Genomic DNA, 22,062 nt, shown 5'->3' on the forward strand with positions numbered 1-22,062 from the left:
CGTTATGCCTGAAGAAAAGTCGGATGCGCAACGGCAGGCTATTTTCATGGTAAAAGGGTTTTTCAGGGGAGGGAAGGGGGCTCCAGGAACCGGAGGTTCCTGCGGATGCCGGCGAATTTGCTCCTTTTGAGGGGGCTTTTCCGGAAGATGCGCCGGAATTCTTCCTCCGTCAGCTCTTCCCATTGCGAACTGGTGAAATTCAGGATTTCGGGGATGGGCGTGAAGGCCGTTTCGGAAGTAGCTTTGGCGAAACGGTTCCAGGGGCAAACGTCCTGGCAGATGTCGCAGCCGAACATCCAGTTGTCGAACTGGCCCTGGAGGCTCCCGGGAATGAGGGCGTCCTTCAGTTCGATGGTGTAATAGGAAATGCACCGGCTGCCATCCACCACGGTTGGGGAAACGAGGGCGCCCGTGGGGCAGGCGTCCAGGCACCGGGTGCAGCTTCCGCAATAATCGCCGGCGGCGCTGTCGTACACCAGGGGAATGTCAACGATCAGCGTGGCGATGAAGAAAAACGAACCGGCCTGTTTGTGGATGAGGTTCCCGTTCTTGCCGATCCATCCCAGCCCGCTGCGCTGCGCCCAGGCGCGCTCGAGCACCGGCGCGGAATCCACGAACCCGCGGCCCTGCACCTCTCCCCACTGCTCCCGCATCCGGGCCAGCAGGGTATTGAGCTTTTCGCGGATAATATCGTGATAATCCGCCCCGTAGGCGTATTTGGCCACCTGCGGCGCATCCGGCCGCTGGCGCTGCCCGGGATAATAATTCAGCAACAGGGTGATGACCGACTGCGCCCCGTCTACCAATAACCGCGGATCGATGCGCTTGTCGAAATAATTCTCCATATACTGCATCCCGCCGTGCATGCCGCGGTTCAGCCACTGCTCCAGCCGGAAAGCATCGTCGCTCAACTGCTCCGCTTTCGCGATGCCGCAATGATCGAACCCCAGCTCCCTGGCCAGCTGCTTGATGAACACGGTATTTTTCTCCAAAATCTGCATGCTGGCGCAAATTTACGCTTTTCCGCCGCGATGTTATGGAATTGAAGCATGGTTTACATCTGTTGGGGGAGATGTTCCGGAATATTTTTGCCGGAAAGGACGGGATGCCCGGAAAATCCATAATTTTAGCCAAAATTAAACCCGAATACCTAAGTTCATTGTAATGCAACTCAAAACTGTCGTTTTAACGCCCCTGTTCCTGGTTTGGGCCATGATGCTGGCCGCGCAGGACAAAACACCCGTCAAGTATGGAAAAGTCAGCCCGGAAGATTTCAAGACCCGCTATGACATCGACACCGGTGCCGCCGCCGTAGTGCTGGCAGACGTGGGCTCGTCCGAGTTTGAATCGGGGCGCGACTGGTTCATCCAGATGTATAAACAGCACCGCCGCATCCACATCCTCCGGAAGAGCGCCTACGAAAAGGCCAATATCAGTATCGAACTGTACATGCAGGGCGCGGCCGAAGAGTCGCTTTCCAACCTGAAAGCCTGTTCCTACAACCTGGAAAACGGTAAGGTGGTGGAAACGAAGCTGGAAAGCAAAGCCGTTTTTACGGAAAAGGTAGACCGCAACATCGTCCGTAAGAAATTTACGTTGCCGGCCGTGAAGGAAGGCACCATCATCGAATATTCCTTCACCATCAACTCCGAATTCCCTACCTACCTGCGGCCCTGGGCTTTTCAGGATATCGAAATGCCGGTACTGTGGAGCGAATACGAAGTGTCGCTGCCGGAATATTACGAATATCTCTTCCTCAGCCAGGGATACAACGGTTACCACATCAAAAGCTCTAAGGATTCCCGTAAAACATTCAGTTTCAATATGAAAGGGGAGTCTTTGGCTTCTCCGTCGCGCCACGTGTCCGTGACGCCCGGCATCACCACCCATCGCTGGGTCATGAAAGACGTGCCGCCGCTGAAAGAGGAAAGTTTCGTGACCACACTTAAAAACCACATCAGCTATATCGAATTCCAGCTGTCTTCCATCCGCTTCCCCGAAACGCCCGTGCGCAACATCATGGGCACCTGGCCGAGGTTCATGGAAGAAATGGGGAAAGATGAAGATTACGCCGGAGAACTGATGCGTGCCAATAATTTTTTGTCGGACGATGTGAAACGCCTCACCGCCGGCGTATCTACCGCAAAAGAGAAAGCGGCGAATATCTTCGGTTTCGTACGGGATAATTATACCTGTACCGATTACTCCGCCATCTGGAAGAGCCAATCGCTCAAAACGACTTTCAACAAAAAGAACGGCAACGTCACCGATATCAATATCCTGCTCACGGCGCTGCTGCGCGAAGCGGGGCTGGATGCGTCGCCCGTATTGCTGAGCACGCGCAGCCACGGGAAAATATACGCCATGTATCCCATCCGCTCCAAGCTCAATTACACGGTAGTGAGCGTGTATGCGGAAGGGGAAGAGTTTTTCCTGGACGCCACCCGGCCGTTCCTGGGCTTCGGCAAACTGCACGCGTCCTGTTATAACGGTCCCGCCCGAAAGGTGAACGCCTCGGCAGACCCGCTGTCTTTCGAAGCGGATTCCCTCTCGGAGCGCAGCGTGACGGGTGTTTTCATTTCGCCCGACGACAACGGCCGGCTATCCGGGCACTTCCAGCGGCAGTACAGCTTCTTCGAATCGTACGACGCCCGTTCCCGCATCCGGGAGAAAGGGCAGGATGTATTCTTTAAAGACCTGGCGAAAGGGTTTGTGGCAGACATCGAGATGAGCAACGGGAAATTGCAGGAACTGGAGAATTACAGCAACCAGCTGTTGGTGGATTACGATTTCAAGCTGGGTGAAATGGACGAAAGCGGCATGGTGTACTTCCAACCCATGTTCTCGGAATCCATCCGCAGCAATCCTTTCAAATCGGAAAACCGCAAATACCCGATCGAAATGCCGGCGGTGACGGACTATAACTATAGCCTGACGCTCACATTGCCCGAAAACTGTTCCTTCGAAGAGATCCCGAAATCCACCATCGTGAAATTCAACGACGGGGAAGGCATTTTCCAGTACCTCGTGCAGCAAAACGGCAACCAGCTGTTGATGCGCTCGCGCCTCAAGTTTAACCGTGCATCGTACGAAGCGGAAGAATACCAGCCGCTCCGCGAATTCTTCGACGTAGTCGTGAAGAAACATGCGGAACAAATAGTCATCAAGAAGAAAAAAGCATGATCCGGAATTACCTCTTACTGATATTTTTACTGACCGCCAGCGGTTCTCTCCGCGCGGCTGACCCCCGCTATCCCGTCAGCGCCATCCCGCCCGCATTGTTGAAAAACGCGTATGCCGTGCAGCGCGAAGAACTGGTGTCCGTCAAAATCGTCGATACCCGGGATGTAAGGTATGTACACCGCATCGTGGTGACGGTGCTGAACGAAAACGGCGACCGGTTCGCCGGGTTCAACGAAGATTACGACAAATACCGCGAGATAAAAGACGTGAGCGGTGTTTTGTACGACGCCCAGGGCAACCAGCTCCGCAAGCTCAAACAGGGCGATGTGCGCGATCTGAGCGCCGTGAGCGAAATGAGCCTCATGGAAGACAGTCGCGTCAAATCGCACAACTTCTATCATAAAGCATATCCATATACGGTCGCCTACGAAGTGGAATTCCGCCATCGCCATACAGCGTTCATCCCGCGATGGGTGCCGCAGGGCGCCAACCATTATTCCGTGGAGCAAAGCAGGCTGGAAGTGACCGCGCCCGAAGGGTACGATCTGCGCTACAGGCAGTTCCGGTATGAAGGGAAACCCGCGGAACGCACGGAAAAAGGCGCGATAGTGCGCACCTGGGAAGTCAGGAACGTGCCCGCCATGCAACCGGAACCTTTTACCGGCCCCCTGCGCGACCGCTGCACCATGGTTTACCTTGCGCCCAGCAAATTTTCGTTCGCCGAATACGACGGCGATATGAGCTCCTGGGAGAACTTCGGCAAGTTCATCGCCACGCTCAACCAGGGGCGCGACGTATTGCCGGCCAATATCAAATCCACCGTAGCAACGCTCACCGCCAACGCCAAAACCGACAGGGAAAAGATCCGGCTGCTGTACGAATATATGCAGCAAAATACCCGCTACATCAGCATCCAGCTGGGTATCGGCGGCTGGCAGCCATTCGATGCGAATTATGTGGCCACGAAAGGGTATGGCGATTGCAAGGCGCTTTCCAATTATATGAAAGCCCTGCTGTCGGAAGCCGGTATCCGCTCCCACTACACGCTCGTGCATGCGGGGCGGGAGGAAACGGATTTCATGGAAGACTTCACCGTCAGCCAGTTCAACCACATCATCCTTTGCGTACCCGGCCAGCAAGATACCACCTGGCTGGAATGCACCAGCCAGACTGCGCCAACGGGCTACCTTGGCGGCTTTACGAATAACCGGCCTGTTTTATTGATTACCGAACAGGGCGGCAAGCTCGTGCGCACACCCGCTTACCCGGCAGAGCAGAACCTCCAGGTCCGCAATATCATCGCGGAAGCGGATGGTACCGGCACGCTGAAACTTAAATGCGAGACCCGCTATACCGGGCTTCAACAGGATTATTACCACCAGATCGTCAATTACGACAGTAAGGAAAAGCAGTTGGAGCAGCTGAAAAACCGTCTAAAGCTGCCCAGTTTCGATATCGGCCAGTTGAAATATACGGAACATGCGGATGCGCGGCCCGTTCCGGAAATGGAAGAGACCATAGAACTGAAGGTCCCCAACTACGCCTCCGTTACCGGCAAGCGAATGTTTATTTTGCCCAATATCCTCACGCGCGGGGCCAGCAAGCTTTCCAGCGATTCCACCCGCAGTTCGGACATCTATTTTTACGATCCGTATGTGGACGCAGATTCGGTGCTCATCACCGTGCCGGAAGGCTACACGCCCGAAGCGATGTTCCCGGAAGTGAAGCTGAGCACAGCTTTCGGTAATTACTACGCGAGGGTGACGGTCAACGGCAACCGCATCACGTACGTCCGCCGCGTTGAAATGAAATCCGGGCGCTTCCCGGCCAGGGATTACCCGAAGCTGGAAGAATTCCTCAATCAAATCTACAAGTCTGACCGAAGCAAGGTCGTTCTGGTCAAAAAGGAAGCATAAAAAGCGAAGGGCGCCCCAATCGGAGGCGCCCTTCTGTTGTATGTACTTTTTGCATTACTGTTATTTTTCCCTAACGCTGACGGATATATGGCGGTCTTTTCTCCGCTCTTCGTCCGGCGCATCGGCCGCCGCTTTGGCGAACTGGCTGCCGTAGCCTTCGGCGCCCAGCAGTTGCACGGGCTTCACGTTGGCGGCAGAAAGCGCGGTCACCACGGCGGTAGCGCGGTCTTGCGATAATTGCCTGTTCTTTTTCGCGTCTCCCGTGGCATCGGTATATCCGCCCACCTTGATCTTCGTTTTCGGGAAAGCATGGAGGATGGCGGCGAGGTTATTGATCTGCACCTGGCTTTCCGGCGTGATCTGCGCGGAGCCGGTCTGGAAGTTCAGGTTGTCGAAATCGAACCACACGTCTTTACCCGCGGCGGCATTCGGGTTTTGCAGGAACTGTACGAGCTGGTCTTCGATACCGCCCTTGTACGCGTCGAGCACCTTGCCGTCGGGCAGCGTTACCTTGATGGATTCGCGGACAACGGGCGCTGCGGCCGCCGGGGCCATATGCGAAGCCGGGTCTTCCATGACGGTGAGACTGTCGGCCCTGGCGACGGTCGTATGCTCTTTCATACCACATCCCCTCAATAGCCACCACAACAGCAGGATGGTGGCAATGGCGATGATGAGCCAGGTCACCCATTTGCTGCCGCCGGAAGCGGCTTCCCCCACGGAATGGCCCACGGAGTTGGCGGTGCCTTTGAGGGAACCGGCGAGCGAGGATATCTTGCCGCCGATATCGCCCAGGCTGCCCACGCCCAGCAGGCCCGCGAGGCCGAGGCCGGAGGGGACGGCGGCCAGTATTTTATCTTTCTGGCTATTTAACATTTCGAGCAGGCCGGAAGTGCCCAGGCCGGTAGTCTCCGCATGCTTTCCGATAACGCCCAATGCTGCAGGCGCTGCGGCCTGCATGAGCGTATCGGCCGATTGTGGTTTGATGCCCGCGTATGATGCCACGGCTCCCGAGATATCGCCCGATTTATTGCCGAACAGCGATTGGAGGAACCCGGAACCCTTGGCCAGCAATTCCGCCGGCAAACCGCCCGCGATGTTGCCCAGCTTCGAAAGGTCTGCGCCCGCCGCATCGCGGACAAGCCCCATCAGTCCGCCCGCATCGCCCGAACCAGCTTTGTTCAGCAAGCCCGTGAGCACGGTGGGTATTATACCTCCCAGCGCCTTCTGAATGCCGGATTCACTTTCACCCAGCCGCGACGCGGCTTTCCCGGCGAATTCCGTGTTGAATAGGTTCTTCAGGGTTTCTATGAGGTCAAACGCCATAAATGAATGTTTTGGTGGTGATACAATAAGGATGTAACGGATCTATAACAGCGTATACTCCCTACAGTTCAATTTATGGGTGGATTTAACACAAATGCGCCCCCAAGCCCCTCAAAATGAAAAGAATAGACAAAATAGCAGTTAATACACATATAAACTGAAATTAATGCAGTCGGATGAGCGATGGGCTGTCAGCTTGACGGGTTTGGGCCCCTTGGTTCGGGATTTGATCAACCTGAACAAATCAAAAAACCAATCGTTAACCTAAAGGAGCATAAAGCAGACATATGAATTTGAACAACTTTACCATCAAGTCCCAGGAAACGCTGCAACAGGCGCAGCAGCTGGCTTTCAACCATCGCAATTCGGCGATTGAAACCGGCCACATCCTCAAGGCGTTGCTGCAGGACGAAGATAACAGCATAGAATACCTGTTGAAGAAGAACGACGTGAATACCGGCTTCCTCGACGGCAAACTCAACGAACAGATCCAGGCATACCCCGTCATCGGCAGCGGTGAAGGCGGACAGGTGCTTAGCCGCGACGCGAACAACGCGATCCTGCGGGCAGGCGCCAGCATCAAGGAATTCAAGGATGAATTCGTGAGCGTGGAACACCTCCTGCTGGGGTTGCTCGGCGGCAGCGACGATACCGCAAAGCTGTTGAAAAACGCCGGTCTCACGGAAAAAGGGCTCAAAGCCGCCCTCACCGAGTTGCGCAAGGGGGGAACGGTGAACAGCCAAACGGCCGACGCCACGTATAATTCACTCGAAAAATACGCCAAGAACCTCAACGAACTGGCCCGCGCCGGCAAGCTCGATCCCGTGATCGGGCGCGATGAGGAAATCCGCCGCACCCTGCACATCCTGAGCCGCCGCTCCAAAAACAATCCCATCCTCGTAGGGGAACCGGGCGTCGGTAAAACCGCCATCGCAGAAGGGCTCGCACATCGCATCATCAACGGCGACGTGCCCGATAACCTCGATAATAAAATCATCTTCGCCCTCGATATGGGCGCACTCATGGCAGGCGCCAAATACCGCGGAGAATTCGAGGAAAGACTCAAAGCCGTGGTGAAGGAAGTCGCCGACTCCAATGGCGACATCATCCTGTTCATCGACGAAATCCACACCCTCATCGGTGCGGGCGCGATGGAAGGCGCAATGGACGCGGCCAACATCCTGAAACCCGCCCTGGCGAGAGGGGAGCTCCGTGCCATCGGCGCCACCACCCTCAACGAATACCAGAAATATTTCGAAAAAGATAAAGCCCTCGAACGGAGGTTCCAGAAAGTATTCATCGACGAACCCTCGGTAGAAGACGCCATTTCCATCCTCCGCGGATTGAAGGAAAGATACGAAAACCACCACCACGTGCTGATCCGCGACGAAGCGATCATCGCCGCCGTGGAACTTTCGCACCGGTATATTACCGACCGCTTCCTGCCCGACAAAGCGATCGACCTGATCGACGAATCCGCCGCCAAGCTCCGCCTGGAAATGAACTCCATGCCCGAAGAGCTCGACGAACTGGAACGCCGCATCCGCCAGCTCGAAATTGAACGGGAAGCCATCAAACGGGAAAACGACCAGGAAAAACTGCGTGAGCTTGGCGCCGAAATCGCCCGGCTGAGCGAAGAAAGGAACACGTTCAAATCTAAATGGCAACAGGAAAAGGAACTTGTAGATAAGGTACAGAACGCGAAAGCCGCCATCGAAAACCTCAAGCTGGAAGCCGAACAGGCCGAACGTAACGGGGATTTCGGGAAAGTAGCGGAAATACGTTACGGCAAAATAAAAGAACAGGAAAAACTGGTGGCCGACCTCAGCGCCGAGCTCACCGGCATTTCAGCCAACAATAAACGCCTGCTGAAAGAAGAAGTAGACGCCGAAGACATCGCCGAAAACGTGGCCAAAGCCACCGGCATTCCCGTGGCCAGAATGATGCAGAGCGAAAAAGATAAGCTCCTCCACCTGGAAGACGAACTGCACAAACGCGTGGTAGGGCAAGACGAAGCCATCGTGGCCGTTGCCGATGCCATCCGCAGAAGCCGCGCGGGACTGAACGATCCGCGCCGGCCCATCGGTTCCTTCATCTTCCTCGGTACTACCGGTGTCGGTAAAACGGAGCTGGCCAAAGCCCTGGCGGATTACCTGTTCGACGATGAAGGGATGATGACCCGCATCGACATGTCCGAATACCAGGAGAAACATTCCGTAAGCCGCCTCGTAGGCGCGCCTCCGGGATACGTGGGGTACGATGAAGGCGGCCAGCTCACCGAAGCCGTTCGCCGCAAGCCCTACAGCGTGGTGCTGCTCGACGAGATCGAGAAAGCCCACCCGGATACGTTCAATGTACTGCTCCAGGTGCTCGACGATGGCCGGTTGACCGACAACAAGGGCCGCGTGGTGAACTTCAAGAACACCATCATCATCATGACGAGCAATATGGGCAGCCACATCATACAGGAAAACTTCGAAAAAATCACCGAAGGGAATAAAGACGAAGTGGTAGACAGAACGAAGGAAGAAGTGATGAGCCTGCTCAAACAAACCATCCGTCCGGAGTTCCTGAACCGCGTGGATGAGGTGATCATGTTCCAGCCGCTCATGCGTTCCGAAGTCAAGGGAATTATTAACATACAATTACAACAACTGAAGGATCTGGTAGCGAAGAATGGCATGATATTGGAATTCTCTGATTATGCGCTGGACTACCTGGCAGAACAGGGTTACGATCCCCAATTCGGTGCAAGGCCGCTGAAAAGATTGATCCAGAAAGAGATCGTAAACCTGCTCAGCAAGAAGATCCTCGGCGGAGAGATCGACAAGGCGAAACCGGTTTTGGTGGATGTGTTTGACAATGTGGTCGTGGTCCGCAATACTTAACAAGTCATTTCTAATACGACGATATACAGTTACAGGTTAATGCCCGGATGAATCCTCATCCGGGATTTTTTTTGCCTATTTGACGCATTATCAATATAAATAAATTAAAATTTGTCGTAATCTAAATTAGCGGTTATCTTGTGGCCCACGAAACGAGCTACCCGCTGGTTCTGCGGCAAGGAATTACCGCTTTAAAAGTGGTGAACGATTGTGTAGCCAGGATTATGGGGGTTAAAAAGGCCTACAGGAAGGGCGCGGGGTATTGCCTTGGCGCCTTCCCCTGTACGGTTGGCGGATCATAACCGCTTGAAATCCGTACATTTGGGATAAAACCAGGCTTATGTACCCGATCGGAGAAAGAGAAAGGAAGTTCATGGCGATGGCGGTGCAATTATCCGCCCGCGGGATGCGGAATGGAGAAGGCGGGCCTTTCGGTTCGATCGTAGTGAGGGGAGATGAAGTGGTAGGGGAGGGATGGAACCAGGTGCTGGCCCACAACGATCCCACGGCGCATGCCGAGGTGGTGGCTATCCGGGACGCCTGTCAGCGGTTGGGCACTTTCCAGTTGTCTGACTGTGAGATTTTTACTTCCTGCGAGCCCTGCCCCATGTGCTTCGGGGCTATTTACTGGGCGCGCCCGAAAAGGGTTTTCTTCGCCAATACGAAAGAAGAAGCGGCCGCCATCGAATTCGACGATTCCTTTATTTACCACGAACTGGAATTGCCTTACGGCGATAAGAAAATCCCCTTTATCCCCATGCCCGAAGATTCGGCGAAGGACGTGTTCCGGGAATGGGCCCGTAAAACCGATAAAACCAGTTATTGACGGCTATCTCCGCGCGAAATGGTAAATCCAGTACAGCGCGATGGCCATGAAGAGGACGATCAGCGCCACGATGGCGACGTAAAGGTAGTAGTTCTCTTTCTTCTTCCGGCGGTTCTTCCGGCGGAGACTGTGCAACACATTCCACTTCGCCTGCCGCAGCCATCCGGGGATCTGGTCTTTCCGCGAAATGGCCGACAACCCTTCCACAGCTTCGCTGCACAGCTCGCAGTCTTGCAGGTGCATTTCAACCTCGTGCCTTTCGGAAGCACTCAGTTCACCCTTGACGTAGGCCAGCAGCTTGTCTTGCGAGGGACAGGCGGTTTCGGTGAATATGTCAGCAAAATGGTCGTTCATATCTGTTAAGGCGTTGCCTGCTGCTGCAAGTTAACGCATATTTTTACTGTACTTTTCCAATAATATTTTAAGGTTGCGTTTTCCGTTCTGGATGTAACTTTTTACCTGTCCGGCGTTGAAGCCGGTGATGTCGGATATTTCCTGGTAGCTTTTCTTCTCGAGGTAAAAAAGGCGCACGGTCACTGCCTGGTCTTTATTCAATTCTCCCAACGCCCGTTCCATATTTTCGAGCATCATGTCTTTCTGCACATGGGCCACATGCCGCACGTCTTCCTGCTCCGCCACGCCGGGCACCAGATCCTCTTTCAGTTCCAGGTCTTTCTTATGCCGCAGCTGCATGAGGCAATGGTTTTTGGCGACCTGGTAGATCCAGGCTTTGAAATAGATCACGTCATGCTTATGGATTTCGGAAAGCACTTTCAGGAAGATTTGCTGTACGCTGTCGCGCGCATCTTCTTCATTCTTGAGATACTTCATGCAAAGGCCCAGCAGCAGTATGGCGTATCGGTCGAAGAGGACGCCTATCCACTCGGTATTGCCATCGGCTTTATACCGTTGGAGCAGGTCCTGGTCGCTCATGTGTTGATATTGGTCGGAGGATGGATGCACGTTGTTACAGTAGCGTTCTCGATTGAGATGCATAAGTAAACAAATTCCATAAATATTTCAAATGGAAGCGGGTCAATTCATGTTGCTGAGCTCTTCCTGCGCGAGGGATTTCATGGGGCCTTCGGAGTTGGCGATATCGCGCAGCATCCGGCGGGCCCTGCCTTTCTGGCCTTTCGCGCGGTAGCAGATGGCCATTTGGTAACGGGCGCGCTCTGCATATTTGCCATTGTCGGAAAGTTTGCGGAACTGGTTGATGGCTTCGTTGTAGTCGCCCTGTTGCTGGTATTGCATGGCGCTGCGGTACACATAGTCGTCTCCGTTAGCCGGTTTTGCCGCCGGTTCTTCTTCTTTCGCTGTTTTTGCAACGGGTGCGGGCTCGGGGGCTTTTTCCTTAGGCGTTTCCTTCTGCGGCACTTTTTGCGGTTCCTTCGGTGTTTCGGCCGGCGGTGGCGGCGCTTGTGCTGCCGGTTTTCGTGTATTCGTATCTGCAGGCGGCAGTTTGGGTAGCGCACTGTCTTTCACGATCTTTTTCTTCTGCGCGGTATCGCGGGTAGGTACGGGTGTAACGGCTGCCGTAGTGCGGGATGTATCGCGGCTGCTGTATTTGGTCTGGATCGCAAGCGGCTCCTGTACGGGCTCGGAAGGCGCCTGGTAATTGCCCACTTCTGCGCCTTTGGGCGCCGGCAATACCACAACTTCCGCGGCGCGCGCGGGCATGACGGTCATCGGGGGCCGGTTTTTCAGGTGCTGCTGCAAAAGGAAAATACCGCCGCCGCCGAACGCAAGGAATACAATCGTCCAGAAATAAGATTGGACGCTATCTGCAAAGGTTTTCCGCTCCTGCTGCGGTTTGGCCGTGAATTGTTTTTGCTGGCGCAGGGGCGGGGGAGCAGGTGCATATTCCCGCTGGATATACTGACTGAGCTGATGGCTCAATTGCTGGTAAGATTCGATGTTTGCGGGATTCCCGAGCGTGGCGAGCGCATCGTTGCAAAGGTCGCATTCCACGAGATGCTGTTCCACCAAATGCTGTTCCACAACGGTCATCTGGCCGAGATGGTAACGGCGCATCTGGTCCCTGTTCAGACATCGTACGGGAGTGAAGATCCGGATGATCCTTTCTTGTCTTGGAGAATGACTATTCATATGCCGCCTCTTTCATATACATAGCAACCTGTTGACGGATGCTTTTCAGCCGGTCCCTGACCTGGCCTGAATCGATATGCCGCGAGCGGGCAAGCTCACTGAGAGGCTTGTGCTCGAGGTAAAATTCATTTAGCAAGTCCATATCCTCGGGGATCAGCCTGCCCAGCGCATTTTCCAGCTGTGCTGCCAACGCCATTTTTTCGATGGGATTGTTACCTGCATGATCTACCCTGCTTTCCAGCTCGCGCATGGCCACCGGTGGTGCTTTACGCGTTTTACCGAAATATTGCTGGACCAATCCGTGCATGATTTCGTTTACTTTGCCGGTGGCATTGTGCAATTGATCGAATAACTTGCCGGTCAGTTCGGGGAATACGGTTTCTGCGGGATGCCGCTCATCGAGCCCGGGTAAACAAACCGCCACCAGCAGGTGGCTATACCGGTCCAATAAAACCCCTGCAACCTCTCTTTCCCGGAATTTCCGGAACCGGAGAAGCAGTTCCCTGTCGCTGAGGTTATTTAACTGGAGATGCATATATACTATCATTATATTTACGTAAATCCGGGCCAAAAGTTCACCGGTGCCGTCATATTATTTAAACAATTAACATGCCATTAGCGATCACCATTGTGCCGGTCATGCCCCTCCGGGCGGAGCCTTCGCACCGGGCCGAAATGATTTCCCAGGCTGTTTTCGGGGAATGTCTTGAAACAGAAACCGTTACGCAAGACGGTTGGGTGAAGGTACGGATGCAGTACGAAGGGTACGAGGGCTGGGTAACGCTTTCGCACCTGGAAACCATCCCGCAGGGCCTCTACGAAGCGCTCCCCACGCATGTGGTGCGCCACTGGCAGGCCGTTCTTCAACTCAACGGAAAGCCCGTCCACGTACCCTACGGCAGTTTGCTGAAACTGGGCGCTACCGGATGGGGGAGCGTAACAGTTACCCCCGGAGAAGGGATCGTGCCGTTCAAGCCGGCTCCCGCGCCGCGGGAGGCCTGGGAGCCGATTGCCATGGAATTCCTGAATACAGGGTATTTATGGGGCGGGAAAACGGTGTTTGGGACAGACTGTTCCGGCTTTACCCAAACCGTGTATAAAATCCTCGGCATCCCCTTGCTGAGAGACGCATATCAGCAGGCCGCACAGGGGGAAACTGTTTCATTCCTCCAGGAAGTAAAACCCGGCGACCTGGCGTTTTTCGACAATCCCGAAGGGCGCATCACGCACGTGGGCATTATGCTCGACGAGCAGCGGATCATCCATGCTTCGGGGAAGGTGCGCATCGATCCGGTAGACAATCAGGGCATCGTGAACGCCGACACGGGCGAGCGTACGCATAAGCTGCGGTTGATCAAACGGTTGTTCTGAAAATCTATAAAAACAGCCCCCATGCATAACCTGCATGGGGGCTGTCCTATCTTGCGAATAGCAATAGTCTATCAGCGGACTTTCCCGATCATTTCGGGCTTGCCTTTCGCCCGGATTTCGAGTTTTACGTCCGCCCCGTTTTCTCCGGAATATTTACCGTCAAACATAATCTCGTTTGTGCCGGAGGACAGTATGGGCAAAGGGTTTGCGAGCTGGATGGTTTCCTGCAACTGCCATTGCCGGTTAAAAAGTTGCACGCTTTTTCCGTCGCATTTCAGGAATTGGTTCCTTTTCAGGGAAACGGGTAGCACCAGCGCATCCTGCCGGTTGATGGCGATGGAGATCTGGTCGAACGTGACATCCGGATCGGATTCCTTCGTGGGAGCCAGGGTGATCATGAACGAAACGGGCTGCACATCGCCGGTATTGTTGAATTTGAAAGTGGAAAATACCGGCTCGCCGGGTTGTTTCAGTTGTTGCTGATGCCTGAAGTAAGCGTTATATACCGGCGTTAAGCGGTAAGCGTTATTTGCGGTTGCTTCCAGGTGGAATTCGTGTTGCAGGCTACGCATTTGCGCTTTCTGCGCTTCCGTGAATACGTTCTGCATCCGGGCCTGTTCCCAGGTGCTGATGAGCGCCAGCACTTCGTCCTTTTTGCCGTGTTTCTTCAGGGTTTCCAGGCTGGTCGACAAGCCGAACCCTGCGTTATAACCAGCTCCCATGGCAAGCATCCATTCTATGTCTTCTACCGTCGTTTCTGGCCGGAGGCTGAACCAGCCGAGCATGGAGGGCATCAGGTTCCGCTGGTAGAATTGCTGGTTCTTCAGGCGGAGCTGCAGCTGGCTTTCACGGAAACCGGCATACCAGGGCTCGCCCCAGTTCATGCGGGTGTAAACGTGCCAGAAGAAGTGCCCGGGCATGCTGGCGTCGTTGATCACTTTTCCTTTCAGTTCGGGCGAAAGCTGGTCGTACCAGGTTTGTGCAAACATTTGCCGAGCATATTGCCCCATTCCGGAAGAATGGCAACCTTCCAGTCCGTCGAACGAGATCTGCATCAGCCCGGTTTCATTGAAAAGCCGTGCGATCGTTTTGGCCATTTCTTCCTGCAATGCGTAGTTAGTAAGAAAAACTTTATAGCCGTGGTCCATCAGTTTGCCGATGGAATCATTTTGCGCATGTGCGGCGGGTTGGGTGCCGAAAGACCCGCGTTCGCAATCCAGCAGTTTCCAGGGCGCGGATGTGGAAACGCTGCCGTACCGGATAATCTCATTGCCCACCACAGCGGCTTTCAGCGTATTATTCTGGAACTGGTTGAAGAACGTCGGATCTGCTATCCCGATTTCTTTCTCAGTGGCGTTTATAGGGCCGCTGAGTTTCGAGTATCCTACTTTCGCCAGCCTGGGATCGGGAACGGGCGTAACATATGGATCATTGGTCGTGATGAAGTTGGACAAGGTATGGACCCCCAGGCGCACGCCTTTCGCTTTCGCCGTTTCGACGGCCTGGCGCATGCTGGCCCAGTTCTGCGGGAAATCGCGCGGATGCAGTTTGAAGGTGCCCCACTGCTCGAAGGGATCGCCGTGATAAAGGTAGCGGAGCCCGGCCTGTTTCGTAACCGCGATGGCGTCTTGCAGGTTGGCGTTTCCAAAATTCATGATGAGATACGACTCGGAAGCGTGCCGGGCCTGTTTCCCCCAAACGCCGTCCAGCATCGGGTGCGGCAATCCTTCCTTTAACTCGATCCGGGAGATGGTGGGCAGTACGTCGGCGGTGGCTACGCCGAACAGGGCGATCTTGCTGCCTGTTACGCCGCCGTCCTTGAAAGCGGGAGCCAGGTATGCGGTATGGCCCCAGTTTTCGATGATACGGTCTTTCCCGCGGTTGCGGCAATAAGCCTGCAGTACGGCCCCGAATGCGGTGGGGCGGGCCACATCGCCCCGGAACAATTGCTTGTGCAGGTCGTCTTCCTTCACGTCCACTTTATTGCCGCCCTCAAAAACATCGTATGAAGGTTCAACGTCACTTTCGTTATTGGGGTAGCCGCCCAGTGTTTTAATGTTCAGCGCCTGGATACCGATTGCGAATTCCGGGTTGCGCACAACCCCCACCACTTCGCCGACGGTGTCTGCAATGCTGGTTGGATAAGGCCCCCACAGCACCAGGTCCACTTTTTCGGCCGGTGAGATTTTAGTGAGCTCGAAACGGAGGTATTGGTCGTTGGATTGCACTTTCACCACGGCTTCCACGCCGGTCTGCGGATAGGATAGGGCCAGTTCCGATTTCTTCGGGTTCCAGGTACAGGTGCGCGGCGCATGTACCGCCCCGTCCTTTTTCACGCTGAGTAATGCCGTGGCTTCCGCCGGTACGAGGAATTCCTTATTGAGCGCTAGGCTCTTCATACTGGTGACTTTACCGGCCCCGTCGAGCCCGAATTGCCATTGCTTCGTTTTAAAGCTTACCTGTGCCGTTGCGGCCGATCCCGCCAGTAAAGTGAGGCAGATGAGGAGCCCCCGGCCGATTGGTCTTTTTTTCATTGCTATACTTCTAATGATAACCGGGATATTCCCGTTTGGTTGAAGCCATCAAGATACCGGTATGGCCCTGGGGAAACTCCCATATTATTGACGAATTATGCCGTTTTATTTGCAGGGAAGATGGTTGCATATAAACTACTTGTAATCAATATTATATAAATGAAAAAAGCCTTCGGGGATATAATTCCGAAGGCTTTTGATATGATTTTTGCAGCGGATTATTGCTGCGTGAAAGTCTTGTTGTACAGCTCGAAAGCGTCGCGGATGATTTCTTCCGCTTTGGCTTTGTTACCGAATTCTTCCACCTTAACGGTCTTCTTTTCCAGGGTTTTATATTCTTCGAAGAAGTGGCGGATCTCGCTCAGCAGGTGCGGGGGTAGTTCGGAGATGTCGTTGATATGGGCCACGCTCATGTCGTGCGCTGCCACGGCAATGATCTTGTCGTCTGCCTCGCCGCCGTCGATCATCTGCATTACCCCGATCACTTTGGCGTCCATGATGCACATGGGGACCACTTCGATCTGGGAAAGGATGAGGATATCCAGCGGGTCATTATCGTCGCAATATGTTTTCGGGATGAAGCCGTAGTTGGCGGGGTAGTACACGGAGGAATACAGCACACGGTCCAGTTTCAGCAGGCCGCTGTCTTTGTCGAGTTCATACTTGGCACGGGAGCCTTTCGGGATTTCGATAATGCCGGTTACCGTGTGGGGGGCATTTTCGCCGGGGCTTACGCTGTGCCATGGATTCGTTGTCGTCATTCAATCTTGCTTTAAAAAATATGATATCAATCTCGTTTACTGACGGGTAAAAACGGCGAACGGGTTGCAATTCAACCCGGCCGGATAAGAAAACCCGGTTTGTTCAGTGCGCAAAATTAATGAACAAACCGGGAATAGCTATAAAAAATTGGGAGAGATCATTTTACGAGCGCCGAATCCATGGGTACCACGGGCGACATGGAGTTCATGTCCATGGTGCCTGGGGGTACGGAAGTCGGGAGGATGCTTTCGAGGGTGAGGGATATTTTCCACTGACCGTCTTCCTTCACGAGGTGAAGGGTTTCCTTTGAGCTCACGGAGGAGTTGAGGATGGTGACGGTGGCTTTATCGCCCTCTTCGTCGTGGTTAACCACTTTCAGCTTGGCGTTTTTGATCTTTTCCCGTTCATTTTCATTGCGTTTGCCGTCGAAAATGGAATACAGGAGGATCACCGACTGGGATTCTTTCGTGGCGTATTCTTTGGCACGTTCGAAATTCGATTCCTGGATAGCGTGCATAAACTCCAAGGCAACCTCCTGCGGCTCGGGTTTTTTCTTGCAGCTGCTAATACTGAGCGCCAGGCCCGATGCGCACATAAGGTATAAAAATCGCCTATAATAGCTCATGTGGTTGATAGGTTAATGTTTATATTGTCTTACCGCAAAAGTAGATGGAATCTTCCAATTGCACAACTTACGACAACGGCTGTTAAGGCTGTGTTAATTGTGGTCCTTCTGCTTATGGTCCTTATGATCTTTCTGATGGTGGTGATCCCGTTCTTTTTCCCTTTCCTTTTCGCGTTCTTCTTCCTGTGCCGCGGCCTGGTCGTAGGCCTTGATGATGGCTTTTACCAGGCGGTGGCGAACCACATCTTCCTCGTCGAGCTCCAGGTAACCGATCCCATCTACGTTCCGGAGGATGCGGGCAGCTTTGCCGAGGCCGCTCTTCTGGTTTTTCGGAAGGTCGATCTGGGTAAGGTCTCCCGTGATGATCGCTTTGGCGGAGGAGCCGATACGGGTGAGGAACATCTTCATCTGCAGGTCTGTGGAGTTCTGGGCCTCGTCCAGCAGAATGAAGGCGTTATCGAGGGTACGGCCGCGCATGTAGGCGAGGGGGGCTATTTCGATGATCCGGTTGGTCATGAAATAGTTGAGCTTGTCTGGCGGGATCATATCGTCGAGCGCATCGTACAAAGGCCGCAGGTACGGGTCGATCTTTTCTTTCAGGTCGCCCGGCAGGAACCCGAGGCTTTCGCCGGCTTCTACCGCGGGGCGGGTGAGGATGATCTTCCGGACGGCTTTGTTTTTGAGGGCGCGGACGGCGAGGGCAACGGCGGTGTAGGTTTTACCGGTACCGGCGGGGCCGATGGCAAACACGATGTCGTTCTTGTCTGCCAGGGTCACCATTTTCTTCTGGTTGGCCGTTTTGGCGCGAACGGTACGGCCGTTGGGGCCGAAAACGAGCACGTCGTTAGGATTGCGGTCCTTGAAATGGTCGATGCCGGAACCTTCTTCCTCTCCGAGGATCTGTTCAAAATAGTTTTCGCTGAGGTGGCCGTTCCGCTCGAGGTAACTGACGATCTGACCGATCTTTTCGCGGGCGGTGGCCACTTCTTCAGGAGCGCCCGACAATTTCAGCTGCGTGCCGCGGCTGAGGATCTTCAGTAGAGGGAACTTTTTCTTTAGTAAGTCCAGTTTTCCGTTGTTTACCCCGAAAAACTCGATCGGGTTTACGCTGTCCAGGTTAATGATGGATTCTGTCAAGTGCGGTTCGATTTAATCTTGTCCATAGTTTCGGAATCTGAACAGTGCGTTTGAGGTAGAACGGCGGACGGGATGCGCCCGCCGTTCCTTATTCAGAGACTGGATCAGATCCGGTATCCGTTCTGTTTGAACGCTTCTACGCGTTCAGCGATTTGCTTGTTGCCAAGAGCGAGGATGCGTGCTGCGAGTACCGCCGCATTGCGCGCGCCAGCTTTGCCTACGGCCAGGGTGCCTACGGGCAGCCCTGCGGGCATCTGTACGATGGAATACAGCGCGTCGATACCACCCGGTAAACCACCGTCCAGGGGAACACCCAGTACAGGAAGGGAAGTATAGGCAGATACTACACCGGGCAGCGCCGCCGCCATACCTGCTGCTGCAATAATCACGCCGTAACCCTGGGATTGCGCGTTCACAACGATCTCGCGCACCTTGTCGGGATTACGGTGGGCAGAAGCCACAATCATTTCGTTTTCGATGCCAAAGAACTGTAAATGGTTCTGAGATTCCTGCATTACGGGCTTATCGCTTTCCGAGCCCATGATAATTAAAACTTTCATTTGAGTATTAATCTGCTATAAATTAACGTAAAAAAATGATTATTTGTTTCCTGCGTCAAAGATATATCATCATGACTTAACAAATCATTTCCGCCCCCGTGAAATTTTCAACATCCATTCCATACCCCTTAATTCCCACGCTGATAAGTTAAAATTGTGTAATATATTGTCTACCTTCGCGCATCAACTAGCCTATGCCCAATAGTCCGTCCCGATGATCGATCCTTTGCTGACACAGGTGATCGAAGCCCTTCCAGACCCCGTGGCCGTGTTTGACACGCAGTTGCGCCTGGTTACGGTGAACAGCGCTTTCTCCAATGAAAGTTGCCGCCACCTCGGCTTTGCCCTTCGGCCAGGAGATAACCTTCGCCGGCTGGCGGATATCCATCCCGGCATCGCCGCACAATCCATGCACCACTGGGCCAACGCCCTCGGCGGCCAGCGCGTGGCCTTCGAACTCCAGTACGGCCGGCCGCCCCTCCGCTACCAGGTTTCCTGCAGCCCCCTGCTGAACGACCGTAAAGAGGTATTCCAGGTCATGATGGTGATCCGCAACATACAGGCCGAAACGGAAGCCCGCGAAAACGAACGCTTCTTCCGGTCCGTCCTCGAAAACCTCCCCGTCGGCCTCCAGGAATTCACGCCCGAAGGATGGCACCGCAACATGAACGGCGCCCAGCGCATCATCCTCGGCGCCAACCACACCGCCAACTCGGGGCCCTATAACGTTTTCGACGATCCCTTCAACCGCCGCAACGGCCTCTCCGCCCTGCTCGACGAAGTAAAACAGCATAAAGCGCCCGTCAAACGGGAAATGATGCTCAAATACCAGGAGATCCACGATGAAAACGTGACCCGCATCCAGCCGATGTATTATGAAGTGACCGGTTTCCCGGTGCTCGACCTTCAGGGCGACATCGAGTGCCTCTTCATCATCCTCAGCGAAATCACCGAAAAGAAACTGGCCGTGCTCAGCCTCGAAAAAAGCGAACGGCTGCTGCACACCATCGTCGAGAACCTGCCGGTCGGGTATATTCAATTCGACAACTTCGGGTTCATCCGCCGCGTCAACCAGACGCAACGCAAATTCTTCGCCAGCACCGGCCTGGAAGAGCAGCCAGACAGCAACCTGGTGCAAGACCCTTTCGCGCGGCTCTTCGAGCTCGACCAGCTTTTCATGGAAGTATTGCAACGGGGGAAAGTGGTGCGGCTGGAAAAGAAACTCGAGTTCCAGGTGCATACCGGCGCAGGGAAGATCGACCGGGAAATTTTCCTCGACCTTACCATGTTCCCGGTAGAAGACCCCGTAGACAAAGACCAGATCGTAGTAGCGCTGGTCAACGATATCACCGAAAAGAAGCGGCAGGAGCTGGAAAGCACCAAAGTGCAGGAATCGCTCCTGCAAACGGGCGAGATCGGTAAGATCGGCGGTTGGGAGCTGGACATGGCCTCCAGGCACCTGCGCTGGAGCGGGCAAACCTATAAAATCCACGAACTGCCGCCCTATGCCACCATCAATGTGGAAAAGGCGCTGTCGTTCTACGAGCCCGAGTCCCGCGCGCGGATGGACCAGGCCATCGCCGCGTGTATGAGCCGCGGAAAGGCATACGATCTGCAGGTGACCATCATCACGGCGCGCAACAACACGCTGCAGGCCCGCGTGATCGGGAAACCGGAATACCGCAACGGGCGCATCGTTCGGATTTACGGGGTGATCCAGGACGTGACGGAGCAGTTCCGCATCCGGAACCAGCTCACCCGGAACGCAGAGCTCATGCGGTTGTTCTTCGACACCATCGATATGGGGTACGCCGTGATGGACAAGGAAGGGAAGGTCAATTTCATCAACCGGAAGGCCCAGGAGATCGTGGACCACGGCAAAGTGATCGGGCGCAACATTTTTGAAGTGTTCCCCTCGCTGGTGGGGTCTACGTTCCACGCCCGCGTGCGGCAATGCATCGAGGCGCAGGCGCCCGTATCGTTCTCGAACTACCTTCCGCAGCTCGATAAATGGTACGAATTCCTGCTGGCCCCCATGCAGGACGGCAGCATTTCCATTTTCACCCGGAACATTACCGACAGTAAAAAGATGCAGCGGGAATTGCGGAAAGCGAACGAACAGCTGTCTAGCCTCAATAAATTCCTCGTCAACCAGAACAAGCAGCTGGAAGACTTCGCACATATCACTTCCCACAACCTCCGCGCGCCGATCGCCAACCTGAAGGCGCTCATGCAGATCATGAACGAAACGGGGAACGAGCAGGAACGGGAAATGTACCGGGGGATGTTTGCCGAAGTGATCCGCAATATCGACGAAACGCTCAACGACCTGATCGAAATCGTGCAGATCCGGAAAGACCTGAACGTGGAAAGGGAAACGCTGGCTTTTGCGGACCGGCTGCAGAAAGTGAAGGATATCCTGCTGGTAGACATGGAAACGAGCGGCATGCGGCTCACGGCGGATTTCACGGAGGCGCCGCATATCGATTATCCGCGCATCTACCTGGACAGCATCCTGCAAAACCTCCTCACCAACGCCATCAAGTACCGCTCGCCGGAACGAAAGCCCAGCCTGCATCTGAAGAGCAGGGTAGTAGACGGGGGAATTATGCTGACGGCGGAAGACAATGGCATGGGGATCGATATGGAGCGGTATGGCGCCAAATTGTTCGGGTTCCGGAAAACATTCCATAAAAATAAAGACGCCAAGGGCATAGGCCTGTTTATCACCAAAACGCAGATAGAAGCGATGGGTGGGAGCATACATGCCGAAAGTAACCTGGGTGCAGGAACGAAATTTATCATTACCTTCAGGCCCGAATAGC

General features: G+C 54.3%; 17 protein-coding genes. 6 read left to right on the forward strand and 11 right to left on the reverse strand.

All coding sequences use genetic code 11. The features are described 5' to 3' along the window. Positions 1 to 62: 62 nt before the first annotated feature. Positions 63 to 1,001, reverse strand: coding sequence for a tRNA epoxyqueuosine(34) reductase QueG (queG, locus tag EJ361_RS23970; protein WP_126249114.1), 939 nt, complete (start codon positions 999 to 1,001; stop codon positions 63 to 65). A gap of 163 nt (positions 1,002 to 1,164) precedes the next feature. On the opposite strand from queG, the gene EJ361_RS23975 reads away from it, so the two are divergent. Both EJ361_RS23975 and EJ361_RS23980 read left to right on the forward strand, forming a co-directional pair. After that, on the forward strand, positions 1,165 to 3,183 hold the full coding sequence (locus EJ361_RS23975) for a transglutaminase domain-containing protein (protein WP_126249115.1): 2,019 nt from the start codon (positions 1,165 to 1,167) through the stop codon (positions 3,181 to 3,183). After that, a complete protein-coding gene (locus EJ361_RS23980) occupies positions 3,180 to 5,099 on the forward strand; it encodes a DUF3857 domain-containing protein (protein ID WP_126249116.1) in 1,920 nt (639 codons plus the stop codon). The genes EJ361_RS23975 and EJ361_RS23980 overlap by 4 nt, the downstream gene beginning before the upstream one ends. 60 nt (positions 5,100 to 5,159) lie before the next feature. Here the strand turns inward: EJ361_RS23980 and EJ361_RS23985 are convergent, their stop codons facing one another. After that, complete coding sequence (locus EJ361_RS23985) at positions 5,160 to 6,425, reverse strand: OmpA family protein (RefSeq protein WP_126249117.1); 1,266 nt, start codon at positions 6,423 to 6,425, stop codon at positions 5,160 to 5,162. A 287-nt stretch (positions 6,426 to 6,712) separates the two neighbouring features. Here EJ361_RS23985 and clpB point away from each other — a divergent pair, with 287 nt between their 5' ends. Both clpB and EJ361_RS23995 read left to right on the forward strand, forming a co-directional pair. Beyond that, positions 6,713 to 9,313, forward strand: a complete 2,601-nt coding sequence (gene clpB, locus EJ361_RS23990) for an ATP-dependent chaperone ClpB (RefSeq protein ID WP_126249118.1) — start codon at positions 6,713 to 6,715, stop codon at positions 9,311 to 9,313. Between the two features lie 340 nt (positions 9,314 to 9,653). Further along, positions 9,654 to 10,139 carry a nucleoside deaminase gene (locus EJ361_RS23995; RefSeq protein WP_126249119.1) on the forward strand — a complete coding sequence of 162 codons (486 nt, stop codon included), beginning with the start codon at positions 9,654 to 9,656 and terminating at the stop codon, positions 10,137 to 10,139. Between the two features lie 3 nt (positions 10,140 to 10,142). Here EJ361_RS23995 and EJ361_RS24000 read toward each other — a convergent pair whose 3' ends face one another. The 4 genes from EJ361_RS24000 to EJ361_RS24015 form a co-directional block, all read right to left on the reverse strand. Continuing rightward, positions 10,143 to 10,493, reverse strand: coding sequence for an anti-sigma factor family protein (locus EJ361_RS24000; protein WP_126249120.1), 351 nt, complete (start codon positions 10,491 to 10,493; stop codon positions 10,143 to 10,145). Positions 10,494 to 10,523: 30 nt separating this feature from the next. Continuing rightward, positions 10,524 to 11,135 carry an RNA polymerase sigma factor gene (locus tag EJ361_RS24005; RefSeq protein ID WP_164714407.1) on the reverse strand — a complete coding sequence of 204 codons (612 nt, stop codon included), beginning with the start codon at positions 11,133 to 11,135 and terminating at the stop codon, positions 10,524 to 10,526. Between the two features lie 39 nt (positions 11,136 to 11,174). Then, positions 11,175 to 12,173 carry a tetratricopeptide repeat protein gene (locus EJ361_RS24010; protein ID WP_164714408.1) on the reverse strand — a complete coding sequence of 333 codons (999 nt, stop codon included), beginning with the start codon at positions 12,171 to 12,173 and terminating at the stop codon, positions 11,175 to 11,177. A gap of 67 nt (positions 12,174 to 12,240) precedes the next feature. After that, positions 12,241 to 12,783, reverse strand: a complete 543-nt coding sequence (locus EJ361_RS24015) for a sigma-70 RNA polymerase sigma factor region 4 domain-containing protein (RefSeq protein ID WP_126249122.1) — start codon at positions 12,781 to 12,783, stop codon at positions 12,241 to 12,243. Positions 12,784 to 12,857: 74 nt separating this feature from the next. Here EJ361_RS24015 and EJ361_RS24020 point away from each other — a divergent pair, with 74 nt between their 5' ends. Then, the gene (locus EJ361_RS24020) at positions 12,858 to 13,619 is read left to right on the forward strand and encodes a C40 family peptidase (RefSeq protein ID WP_126249123.1); all 762 of its coding nucleotides are present in this window, start codon (positions 12,858 to 12,860) and stop codon (positions 13,617 to 13,619) included. A 71-nt stretch (positions 13,620 to 13,690) separates the two neighbouring features. Here the strand turns inward: EJ361_RS24020 and EJ361_RS24025 are convergent, their stop codons facing one another. From EJ361_RS24025 to purE, 5 genes are all read right to left on the reverse strand, one after another. Continuing rightward, positions 13,691 to 16,153 (reverse strand): hypothetical protein, encoded by a 2,463-nt coding sequence (locus EJ361_RS24025; RefSeq protein ID WP_126249124.1) that lies wholly within the window; start codon positions 16,151 to 16,153, stop codon positions 13,691 to 13,693. 218 nt (positions 16,154 to 16,371) lie between these two features. Further along, positions 16,372 to 16,914, reverse strand: a complete 543-nt coding sequence (locus EJ361_RS24030; protein WP_126249125.1) for an inorganic diphosphatase — start codon at positions 16,912 to 16,914, stop codon at positions 16,372 to 16,374. Between the two features lie 158 nt (positions 16,915 to 17,072). Then, complete coding sequence (locus EJ361_RS24035) at positions 17,073 to 17,540, reverse strand: DUF4878 domain-containing protein (RefSeq protein WP_126249126.1); 468 nt, start codon at positions 17,538 to 17,540, stop codon at positions 17,073 to 17,075. A gap of 93 nt (positions 17,541 to 17,633) precedes the next feature. Beyond that, on the reverse strand, positions 17,634 to 18,677 hold the full coding sequence (locus EJ361_RS24040) for a PhoH family protein (protein ID WP_126249127.1): 1,044 nt from the start codon (positions 18,675 to 18,677) through the stop codon (positions 17,634 to 17,636). A 104-nt stretch (positions 18,678 to 18,781) separates the two neighbouring features. Next, entirely contained in the window at positions 18,782 to 19,237 is a 456-nt protein-coding gene (gene purE / locus EJ361_RS24045) for a 5-(carboxyamino)imidazole ribonucleotide mutase (protein ID WP_126249128.1), read from the reverse strand. Between the two features lie 214 nt (positions 19,238 to 19,451). Here purE and EJ361_RS24050 point away from each other — a divergent pair, with 214 nt between their 5' ends. Beyond that, positions 19,452 to 22,061, forward strand: coding sequence for a PAS domain-containing protein (locus EJ361_RS24050; RefSeq protein ID WP_126249129.1), 2,610 nt, complete (start codon positions 19,452 to 19,454; stop codon positions 22,059 to 22,061). The last annotated feature ends 1 nt before the right edge of the window (position 22,062 follow it).

It is taken from the genome of Chitinophaga rhizosphaerae (genome assembly GCF_003958645.1).
In the GTDB taxonomy this organism is placed as follows: domain Bacteria; phylum Bacteroidota; class Bacteroidia; order Chitinophagales; family Chitinophagaceae; genus Chitinophaga; species Chitinophaga rhizosphaerae.

Bases quoted from the DNA above. Each gene is read 5' to 3' on its own strand.
- queG (WP_126249114.1), bottom strand. From the start codon at position 1,001: ATGCAGATTTTGGAGAAAAATACCGTGTTCATCAAGCAGCTGGCCAGG.
- EJ361_RS23975 (WP_126249115.1), top strand. From the start codon at position 1,165: ATGCAACTCAAAACTGTCGTTTTAACGCCCCTGTTCCTGGTTTGGGCC.
- EJ361_RS23980 (WP_126249116.1), top strand. From the start codon at position 3,180: ATGATCCGGAATTACCTCTTACTGATATTTTTACTGACCGCCAGCGGT.
- EJ361_RS23985 (WP_126249117.1), bottom strand. From the start codon at position 6,425: ATGGCGTTTGACCTCATAGAAACCCTGAAGAACCTATTCAACACGGAA.
- clpB (WP_126249118.1), top strand. From the start codon at position 6,713: ATGAATTTGAACAACTTTACCATCAAGTCCCAGGAAACGCTGCAACAG.
- EJ361_RS23995 (WP_126249119.1), top strand. From the start codon at position 9,654: ATGTACCCGATCGGAGAAAGAGAAAGGAAGTTCATGGCGATGGCGGTG.
- EJ361_RS24000 (WP_126249120.1), bottom strand. From the start codon at position 10,493: ATGAACGACCATTTTGCTGACATATTCACCGAAACCGCCTGTCCCTCG.
- EJ361_RS24005 (WP_164714407.1), bottom strand. From the start codon at position 11,135: ATGCATCTCAATCGAGAACGCTACTGTAACAACGTGCATCCATCCTCC.
- EJ361_RS24010 (WP_164714408.1), bottom strand. From the start codon at position 12,173: ATGCGCCGTTACCATCTCGGCCAGATGACCGTTGTGGAACAGCATTTG.
- EJ361_RS24015 (WP_126249122.1), bottom strand. From the start codon at position 12,783: ATGCATCTCCAGTTAAATAACCTCAGCGACAGGGAACTGCTTCTCCGG.
- EJ361_RS24020 (WP_126249123.1), top strand. From the start codon at position 12,858: ATGCCATTAGCGATCACCATTGTGCCGGTCATGCCCCTCCGGGCGGAG.
- EJ361_RS24025 (WP_126249124.1), bottom strand. From the start codon at position 16,153: ATGAAAAAAAGACCAATCGGCCGGGGGCTCCTCATCTGCCTCACTTTA.
- EJ361_RS24030 (WP_126249125.1), bottom strand. From the start codon at position 16,914: ATGACGACAACGAATCCATGGCACAGCGTAAGCCCCGGCGAAAATGCC.
- EJ361_RS24035 (WP_126249126.1), bottom strand. From the start codon at position 17,540: ATGAGCTATTATAGGCGATTTTTATACCTTATGTGCGCATCGGGCCTG.
- purE (WP_126249128.1), bottom strand. From the start codon at position 19,237: ATGAAAGTTTTAATTATCATGGGCTCGGAAAGCGATAAGCCCGTAATG.
- EJ361_RS24050 (WP_126249129.1), top strand. From the start codon at position 19,452: ATGATCGATCCTTTGCTGACACAGGTGATCGAAGCCCTTCCAGACCCC.